Source organism: Mesorhizobium sp. M7A.F.Ca.CA.002.04.1.1, from assembly GCF_004022805.1.
GTDB classification, from domain to species: Bacteria; Pseudomonadota; Alphaproteobacteria; order Rhizobiales; family Rhizobiaceae; genus Mesorhizobium; species Mesorhizobium ciceri.
Map to the genome: position 1 here is coordinate 1 of NZ_RZPL01000193.1, position 8460 is coordinate 8460.

Sequence of the window (8460 nt, forward strand, 5' to 3'; positions counted from 1 at the left end):
ATAAAGCTTTTCTCGTCCGGCGAGATGCTGCCGAACGCATTGCGCACCAGCGTCGGCAGCGAATAGCGGAAATCGAGAACACCGGTGAAGGCGAGTGCGGCGCGCAGCAGGTCCGGCGGACGCATCACCGCGATCTCGGCGTCGCGGCCGACGATGATCGTGTCGGTGTGGTGGCGGGCATGGCTCCAGCGCCAGGTCACCGGATTGCGCATCAGCATGAAGCTGGCGATCTGGTAGACGGCATCGTTCATCCAGCGTGTGCGGAAGGCGGTGCCGTGGCCGCACTCGTGCCAGCGCGAGTCGCTGGACGAGCCGTAGAGCACGCCATAGACGAGCAGGAACGGCACCACCCACCACGTGCCCCAGAACCAGGCGATCCCGGCGGCGGAACCCAATATGGCAACGATCCAGATGATCGTGTCGCGGATCGCCGGGCCGTCCGAGCGCTGCATCAGCTCTTTCATCGCCTTGCGCGGCACATCGGTGTGATACCACTCGGCCGAGGCCAGCCCGGTCTCGATCGCGATGCGCGTGCTTTCCCCGACCAGGCTGTAGTCGCGCTTTTTCTCCATCACATCGACCTCCGATTTCCGGCCCGCCAGCCGGAGCATTCGTTTCGCCTCATGCCCTGTCCGCCAATCCCGGAAAATTACCCGACGGTACAGGATAATCCTGTTGCGGCTGCCTGGCGATCGACGCGATCTTTGCTTCGGCCTCGGCGATCGCGCCGGCGCCGTCGAGCACCCGGAACACTGCGTCGTAAGAACGGCTTTCACTATGCTCCAGCCAGATCATCTCGCCCCGCTCGCGCGCCGCGAGATTGCCGAGCACATGATGCGTCGAGGGTTCGATGCCCAGCGCATACTGCCCCGCCTGAAAATTCTGCCATTGATATGCGCAAGGCAGCTGGTCCTTGCGCGTCACCACTTCGAAGCCGAGCCCGAGCTGATCGTTGACCACTGCCACCGGCACCTCGCCATTGGCGTCCGCCGCCATCTCGTGCTGCCAGACCTGCTCGCTGAAACCCGATTGCGGCGCCGGCATCGTGCGGTAACCCACCTTCTGCGCCTGGTAGCGCTCGCCGGCATGGCCAGCCCAGACGACGTCGCGGATCGGCGCCAGATAGCGCGAACCCTCGTCGAGCAAGGGATGGCTGACATTGACGTGGTAAAAATACATGTGCGGCGTGCGGTTGAAACCGTGGTTGACGACGCGATCCGACAGCCGGATCTCGTTGCCGCCGACATCGGCCTCGATACGCCGGATCAGATGCAGATCCTCGCCGAACACTGCCGATTGCTGCACGGTGCCTTCGGCCCACAGCACGCAGCGGTCGCCGTCCCAGGTCTCGCCATAACCGGTCAGCCGCGCCGGAATGGTGCCGACGCGGCCATGCAGCGAATGGATCACGGTCTTCCTGCCCGGGTAGTTGTAGCTATCGGCCGGCACTTCTTCCCGGCCCAATATGTGGTCGAGGCCGCAGGTGACAAGCAGCCCTGAAAACGAACGCGCCCAGGCGAGCCCCCCTTCCCCCTCATAATCGTGCAGACCGGGGTTGCGAAAGCCGCTCGGCGAATGCCAGCCGATCGCCTGGCCCTTGAAGTCGCAATCGGCGATGTCGAGCGCCCGGTCGACCAGCGCCGTGAAACGCAGCCCCGTGCCGGTGCGGAACTCCAGCATGCGGATGCCGCGTTCCACGCCGTCGCCAAGCGTCATCAGCCGCACGCCGGCAAATTGCGACAGCATGCCCGAACGTTCCGACACCTGCCGGCGCGAAAGCGTCTTGCCGTAGAGTTCTACCATGTGACGGCCAACTTCTTCACTTCGCTCTCGTCTCTTTCAGCAGGGCCGACATATCGGCGCCGGTGATGATGCTTTCCACGGTCAGAAGATCGGTATCGGCAACCGTCTGCTCGGCGACGATCTCGCCGCGGCGCATGACGATGATGCGGTCGGCGACCTGGAACACGTGATGGATGTTGTGGGTGATCAAGAGCACGGAATGACCGGCGTCACGCACCTCCTTGACGAAGCGCAGCACGCCATGGGTTTCCTCGACACCGAGATTGTTGGTCGGTTCGTCGAGGATGATGACCTTGGCGGCGAACTGCATGGCGCGAGAAATCGCGATCGACTGCCGCTCGCCACCCGATAGCGTCGAGACCAGCGCATCGGCGTCGAGTTTTTTCGAGATGCCGACGCGCTTCAACAGCGCCGACGCCGCGTCTCGCAATTTGGCGAAATCGAGCGGCGCGAACACGCCCAGCCATTTCAGCTTGACCGGCTCGCGCCCAAGGAAAAGATTGCGCGCGATGCTGAGATCCGGCGCAAGAGACGTATCCTGGTGGATGGTCTCGATGCCGAGGTCCATCGCGTCGCGTGTCGAACGGATCGAAACCTTTTCACCGCGCACATAGATGTCGCCACGGTCGATCGGAAACACACCGGAAATCGCCTTGATCAGCGTCGATTTGCCGGCGCCGTTGTCGCCGAGCAGGGCCACCACCTCGCCTTCCTTGAGGGCAAAGGACGCATTCTTCAGTGCGCGGACGCTGCCGAAGGATTTTTGCAGATTCTGCAGCCGGAGAACTTCCATCGTCAGCCCCTTGCGGCGTTCTTCTGCAGCAAAGCGTGCAGGATGAGCATGGCGAGGATGATCAGGCCGACGAAGATGTTGTAGGCGAGGCCCGGCACGCCGATCAGCACAATGCCGTTGCGGATCGCGCGCAGCATCAGCGCACCGACGATGGTGCCGAGGATCGTGCCGCGTCCGCCGGTCAGCGCCGTGCCGCCGACCACCACCATGGCGATCACTTCGAGCTCGTAGCCGGTGCCGGCCACCGGTGAAGCGGCCGAAATGCGGAAGGCGCTGATCATGCCGGCCAGCCCCGCCAGAACCGAAGTCAGGATGAACAGCCACACCTTGACGGCGTCCGCCGGCACGCCACGCGCCACCGCCGCGTTGCGGTTCGAGCCGATGGCGCTGATCCAGTTGCCGAGCTTGGCATAGCGCAGCACGTAGATTGCCAGCAGCGAGAGACCGATGAACCACCACAGCGAGGTGTAGAACCGGAACGAGCCGACATTGAAGCTGCCGGCCAGCAGCGTCACGAAAAAACCCGGCTGGTCCCAGGATTTCAGCGGAAAGCCCTGCGTGATGTAGAGCGCTGCCCCACGCACCACGAGCAGCATCGACAGCGTGACCAGGAAGGACGAAATGCCGATCTTGGTGACGATCAGCCCGTTGATGGCGCCGATGGCGATGCACAGCAGAAGCCCGGCCAGAAGGGCGACACCTATATCCACGCCGCCGTTCTGCACCAGGAGCATGACGATGACCGGCGCCAGCCCGAACACGGCGCCGACCGACAGGTCGAACTCGCCCGCCGTCAACAGCAGCGTCATGCCGAGCGCGATGATGCCGAGCTCGGGCAGGAACGCCATCATGTTGGAGATGTTGAGCGGCGACAGGAAATTGGCATCGGCAACGGCGAACACCGCGAGCAGGACAATGAGGATGACGAGCGAGGAGAATTGCGGCGAGCGCATAAGGCTCGATCTGCGTTTCCCGACAGGCATTTCGTCTTCTGCGGCGATCATCATGACTGCTTGAACCATGCTTTGAAGAGACGCCCGCAGCTTACGCCGCGGGCACCGTTTTCACTTCGTGTCGTAGAGTTTCAGGATCGGTTCGACGCTCGAGGCGTCGTAGAGGCTGAACGTATGGATGTCGTAGCCGATCGGCTCACCCGAAGCGGCGAGCCCGAGCAGCGCCACCGGCATGAAGCCCTGCGCAGACGGGAACTGCCAGGCGGCCGCGTTGACGAAACCGGATTTGACGGCTTCCGCGGTTTCCTTGGAATTGCCCCAGCCGACGACCGGGATCTTGCCGGCCGGCACGCCGGCGCCGTCGAACACCCGCTTGACGCTGGCCGCGACGGAATCGCCAAGCGCGATGATCGCCGGCGGATTGTTGGCCACCATGTAGTCGGTCATCTTGGCAATGATGCCGGCCGGGTCGGTGCCGCAATCGACCACATCATATTTGATCCCCAACGGATCGAAGACGCTGGCGATGCCTTCGGTCTCCAGCTGCTGATAGCTGGCGCCGGGCACTTCCACCGGCAGGAACACCTTGTCGCCCTGCTTCACCATCTTGTGGTCGACAAGATACTTGGCCCAGATGACCCCCGCCTCCTTGAGATCGGCGCCGACATAGGCCTGCCGTCCGGTCGCCGGATCGTCTGTGTTGAAGAACACGATCGGGATGCCGGCTGCCTTGGCCGCCTTCACCTCTTCCGTCCACAAGCCCGGCTGGGCCGACGTGGTGGCGATGCCGTCGGGCTTGGCCGCAAGCGCGGAATTGAAGGCCTCCTTCTGCGCCGCCATGTCGCCGCCGCTGAATGAGATCTTGCAGGTCACCTTGAGCTGGTCGCAGGCTTTGGTCGCGCCGGCATTCCAGTCCAGCCAGAACGCATCCGACGGACCGCCATGCGACAGCAAGTAGAACGTCTTCTGGCCATCCTGCGCCATTGCCGGCGCGCTCAACGAGACGCCGGCGAGCAGCGTTACGGCAGCCGCCAGTTTCAATGCGAATTTCAACATTTTTTCTCCTCCCTTACTTTGGAACCGAACCGCGCCGCCGCGAACCAGCGGCGCGAGAAGGCCGTCACAGACCGTTGGCGCGGAACTTCCCGTCGAGGAATTTCTTGGCCCTCGGCACGTCGTCTTCCGAGAGATGCTCGATGATCACCGGGATGTTCGGATGCTTTTCCGCCAGCCGCTGGAGATAGAGGTCGTAGTTCAGCGAACCGAGGCCCGGTGCCGGCAACTCGATCTCACCGACGCCACGGAATGTATGGCTCTCCAGCGCGTCCTCGTCGCCGATATCGGCGTGCTTCTCGGACTTGTCGCCGCCCGAACGCTTGACGTCCTTGGCGTGAGCTATTCTGATCTTGTCGGTCAGCGTGTCGAACACCTGGTTCAGGATCTGGTCCATCCTGTCGATGTTATGCGTCTCGAAATAATTGGTCGGGTCCATCAGCAGACCGAGGCCGGGGTGATCGACCTGCGCGAACATCTTGACCGTCTCCTCGACCGAGCCGACGACGTTGTTGACATAGGTTTCGAGCAGGAAGACCGCGCCGTGGTCATAGGCCGTCTGGGCAAGGTCGGCGACCACCTTGCGGCATTCCTCGAACCCTTCCTCGGTCTTGTTCTTGGGGTGATGCACCCAGTCGGATTCGGTGTTGTAGGTGCCGGTTTCCGAGATCACATACGGGCTGCCGAAATGGCGGGCGTTGCGGATGATCTCTTTGAGGTAGCCGACGCGCTTGTCGCGCTCGGCCTTGTCCGGGTGGATGATATTTGTGTAGCCGGAAATGCAGCACACCGGCAGGTGATGATCGCGGAAGACGTCGCGCACCTTCTTGGCCTTGTCCTTGGTGATCTGCCCGGCCGACAGGTCGACATCCTTGAAGTGGAGGTCGAGTTGCACCGTGTTGAAATCGAGCCCGCGGATCTTCTTCGCCGTCTCTTCGAGGCCGTACGGGAAATAGCCCGTGAAAATACCTGCCTGCATCATGGTGTGAATTCCTCCCTGTAAGCGATTCAGTTGTTTGGTGTTTCAGCTGCGGTGATCAGGTAGCGATTTCGGAAAGCTTGACCGTGCGGGCCTCGTCGATCGAGCGGTAGCCCGCCTCGACCAGCGCCATGGTCTTGACGTTGTCGGCGACCGACAGCGCCGGCGGCGTGCCGGTCTTCACCGCGTGCTGGAGCTGCTCCATCACACCGATAAAGGCATGCGGGAACCACATCGTGTCCCAGCTCGGGCTGACCCATTCGCCGCCGGTCGTCTCGGTCGAAGCGTAAGTCAGCGTCGAGGCAGCGCCCGTCGGCCAGCCGATGGTGCCCTTCGCGACCCCCTTGCTGCCGTCGACGCGCCAGTTGATGTGCTGGTCGTCCTTGTAGCCATCCTGGCGCGGACCCGACCAGACATCCTCCAGCGACACGGCAAGCACGCCGGACGGGAAGCGCAGCGTCGACACGGTGATGCCGTCGGAGTGGTCGAATGTCGTGCGCGGGTCTTTGCGTGTCAGCGTGGTGATCTCGTCGGGATCGCCGAACAGGAAGCGCAGCACGTCGAGATGATGCACGCTCATATTGGCGAGCGTCAGCCGGTCATAATCCTCGAGAAAGCTCTGCCAATGCGGGATGGCGTGCATGTCGATCTGCGCGAAGACGATGTCGCCCAGCGCGCCGCTGTCGATGATCTGCTTCAAGACGCGCATCGATTGGTCGTAGCGCATGTTCTGATTGATCGAGAGGATCTTGCCGGCCTTGGCCGCCTCATCGCGCAGCTTGACCGCTTCCTCGACTGACAGCGCCAGCGGCTTCTGCGCCAGGATCGCCTTGATATGCTTCTGCCTCAGCGCGTGACGGATCAGCGCCGGCTGCAGGTCGGGCGGGAAAGCAAGGTCGATGATCTCGACATTTTCGTCCTCGATCAGTTTTTCCGGTGTGTCGTGGACGGTCGGAATGCCCCAGCGCGTCGCCACCTTATCGGCGCTGGCCCTGGTGCGCGAGGCGATTGCCACCACCGGGAACCCGGCTTCCTTGTAGGCGGCGAGATGGCACTCGGCCATGATCATGCCTGCGCCGACACAGCCGATCTTGTATTCCTTCGTGCGGACCTTCACGTCCGGCTCGAAGCCTTTGCTTGCCATCTCTTCCTCCCGAAACTCTTTCCTTGCGGCGGCCGTCATCGTGCCAACGCCCCGCCGCTCTGTTCGAAATAATGCACTCTGGCCGGCTCGCAGGATATCGCCACCATGGCATCCGGCCGGATGTCGGGCTGGCCGCGCAGCAACGCCTTCAGCCGCGCCTGCCCGGCAGCGAGCGTCACCACGGTGTAGCCGCCAAGCGGCTCGACCTCGAACACTCGCGCCGGGCGGCCCGGGCCCCCGTCCGCCCACGGTCTGACCTTGATGTCCTCCGGCCTCAGCCCGATCTCCACGGCATCGGCGGGCGCTGTCTTGTCGTCGATGCGGATCGTGCCTTCAGCCGCTTCGACACCGCCCTCGCCACGCGCCGATCTGAGGATGTTCATCATCGGCGAGCCAAGTAGCCTTGCCACATAGGTGCTGGCCGGGCGGTCGTAAATCTCTGCCGGCGTACCGATCTGCCTGATCTTGCCGTCCTCCAGGATGGCGATGCGATCGGCGACCGACATCGCTTCTTCCTGGTCATGCGTGACGTAGATCAGCGTCTTGCCGAGTTCGCGCTGGATGCGCTTCAGCTCGACGCGCGTTTCTTCGCGCAGCCTGGCGTCGAGCGCCGAGATCGGATCGTCCATCAGATAGGCATTGGGATCGCGCACCAGAGCCCGGGCGATCGCCACGCGCTGCCGCTCCCCGCCCGAAAGCTGTCCCGGCGGCTTGTGCAGGATATGGCCGATATGTAGCTTCGCCGCGACGTCGGTGACCCGCCGCTTGATCTCGGCCTCGGCGACCCGGCGTTCGACCAGGGGAAAGCGGACATTTTCGAGCCCGCTCATATGCGGGAACAGCGCCAGGTTCTGGAACACCATAGCCACGTTGCGCTCGGCCGGCGACATCGCGTTGACCGGCCTGCCTCCGATCAGGATTTCGCCGGTGTCAGGTGTCTCCAACCCGAGCACCAGGCGCAGGATGGTCGACTTGCCCGACAGCGGCGGACCGAAGAAGCAGAAGAACTCATTGTCGTTGACGGTGAACGAGGCGTCGTCGACGGCGAGTGTATTGCCGTAGCGTTTGGTCACATTACGGAAGACGATATCGGCCATCTCAACCTGCCTTCATCGCAAGGCCGGTAGCGGCGTCGAAGACGCGCACCGACGACGTAGTGGGAGCGATGACAGCGGTGTCGCCGATAGCCAGCCCGACATCATTGTCGAACACCGTTTTCACAGCCGCCTCGCCCTGGCCGAGATGAACGATGGTGCGCGCACCGATCCGTTCGACAAAGGTCACCGGCATTGCGAGGCCCTGCCCATTCTGCACCAACGTCGCCTGTTCAGGCCGGAATCCGTAAAGCACCTCGCCGCGTGCACCACGCATGGCCGCTGCGAGTTCGCCCGGCAGCGGCGGCGTGACGCCCAACGGTCCGAGATCGACGACCAGTCCGCGGTCGCTCTCCGCCGGCCTGCCCTTGAGCAGATTCATGCCCGGCGCACCGATAAAGCGGGCGACGAAGACATTGGCTGGATCGTTGTAGACCTCGAGCGGCGTGCCGACCTGCTGCAAAACCCCATGATCCATGACCGCGATGCGGTCGGCCATGGTCATCGCCTCGAGCTGATCGTGGGTGACATACACCATGGTCTGGCGGAACTGCCGCTGCAGCTGCTTCAGTTCGGTGCGCATGACGGCCCGGAAAGCGGCGTCGACATTGGAGAGCGGCTCGTCGAGCAGGAAGATCGCC

Annotated in this window: 8 protein-coding genes and 1 pseudogene; all 9 read right to left on the reverse strand. The window is 63.2% G+C overall.

Annotated elements, in window-relative coordinates; genetic code table 11:
- Window positions 1-611, reverse strand: a 611-nt coding sequence (locus tag ENZ75_RS12695) for a fatty acid desaturase (protein WP_206617034.1), incomplete at its 3' end; no start/stop codon positions are given.
- Window positions 612-621: 10 nt separating this feature from the next.
- Window positions 622-1803, reverse strand: coding sequence for an aldose 1-epimerase family protein (locus tag ENZ75_RS12700; RefSeq protein WP_063168537.1), 1182 nt, complete (start codon window positions 1801-1803; stop codon window positions 622-624).
- Window positions 1804-1819: 16 nt separating this feature from the next.
- Complete coding sequence (locus ENZ75_RS12705) at window positions 1820-2602, reverse strand: ATP-binding cassette domain-containing protein (protein WP_024501560.1); 783 nt, start codon at window positions 2600-2602, stop codon at window positions 1820-1822.
- Window positions 2599-3600, reverse strand: coding sequence for an ABC transporter permease (locus ENZ75_RS12710; protein ID WP_081714195.1), 1002 nt, complete (start codon window positions 3598-3600; stop codon window positions 2599-2601). Before ENZ75_RS12710 ends, ENZ75_RS12705 begins: the two co-directional genes overlap by 4 nt.
- Window positions 3601-3660: 60 nt before the next feature.
- The gene (locus ENZ75_RS12715; protein ID WP_024501562.1) at window positions 3661-4605 is read right to left on the reverse strand and encodes a substrate-binding domain-containing protein; all 945 of its coding nucleotides are present in this window, start codon (window positions 4603-4605) and stop codon (window positions 3661-3663) included.
- Between the two features lie 64 nt (window positions 4606-4669).
- Window positions 4670-5584, reverse strand: coding sequence for a sugar phosphate isomerase/epimerase (locus tag ENZ75_RS12720; RefSeq protein ID WP_013530826.1), 915 nt, complete (start codon window positions 5582-5584; stop codon window positions 4670-4672).
- Window positions 5585-5639: 55 nt separating this feature from the next.
- On the reverse strand, window positions 5640-6725 hold the full coding sequence (locus ENZ75_RS12725; RefSeq protein WP_063168538.1) for a Gfo/Idh/MocA family oxidoreductase: 1086 nt from the start codon (window positions 6723-6725) through the stop codon (window positions 5640-5642).
- Window positions 6726-6760: 35 nt separating this feature from the next.
- On the reverse strand, window positions 6761-7822 hold the full coding sequence (locus tag ENZ75_RS12730; protein WP_063168539.1) for an ABC transporter ATP-binding protein: 1062 nt from the start codon (window positions 7820-7822) through the stop codon (window positions 6761-6763).
- A 1-nt stretch (window position 7823) separates the two neighbouring features.
- Window positions 7824-8460: pseudogene (locus ENZ75_RS12735) on the reverse strand (sugar ABC transporter ATP-binding protein); the annotation flags it as partial.

What these genes read in the sequence shown, in the direction of transcription:
- ENZ75_RS12715 (WP_024501562.1), bottom strand. Translation starts at nt 4,605, where the DNA reads ATGTTGAAATTCGCATTGAAACTGGCGGCTGCCGTAACGCTGCTCGCC.
- ENZ75_RS12700 (WP_063168537.1), bottom strand. Translation starts at nt 1,803, where the DNA reads ATGGTAGAACTCTACGGCAAGACGCTTTCGCGCCGGCAGGTGTCGGAA.
- ENZ75_RS12725 (WP_063168538.1), bottom strand. Translation starts at nt 6,725, where the DNA reads ATGGCAAGCAAAGGCTTCGAGCCGGACGTGAAGGTCCGCACGAAGGAA.
- ENZ75_RS12730 (WP_063168539.1), bottom strand. Translation starts at nt 7,822, where the DNA reads ATGGCCGATATCGTCTTCCGTAATGTGACCAAACGCTACGGCAATACA.
- ENZ75_RS12720 (WP_013530826.1), bottom strand. Translation starts at nt 5,584, where the DNA reads ATGATGCAGGCAGGTATTTTCACGGGCTATTTCCCGTACGGCCTCGAA.
- ENZ75_RS12710 (WP_081714195.1), bottom strand. Translation starts at nt 3,600, where the DNA reads ATGATCGCCGCAGAAGACGAAATGCCTGTCGGGAAACGCAGATCGAGC.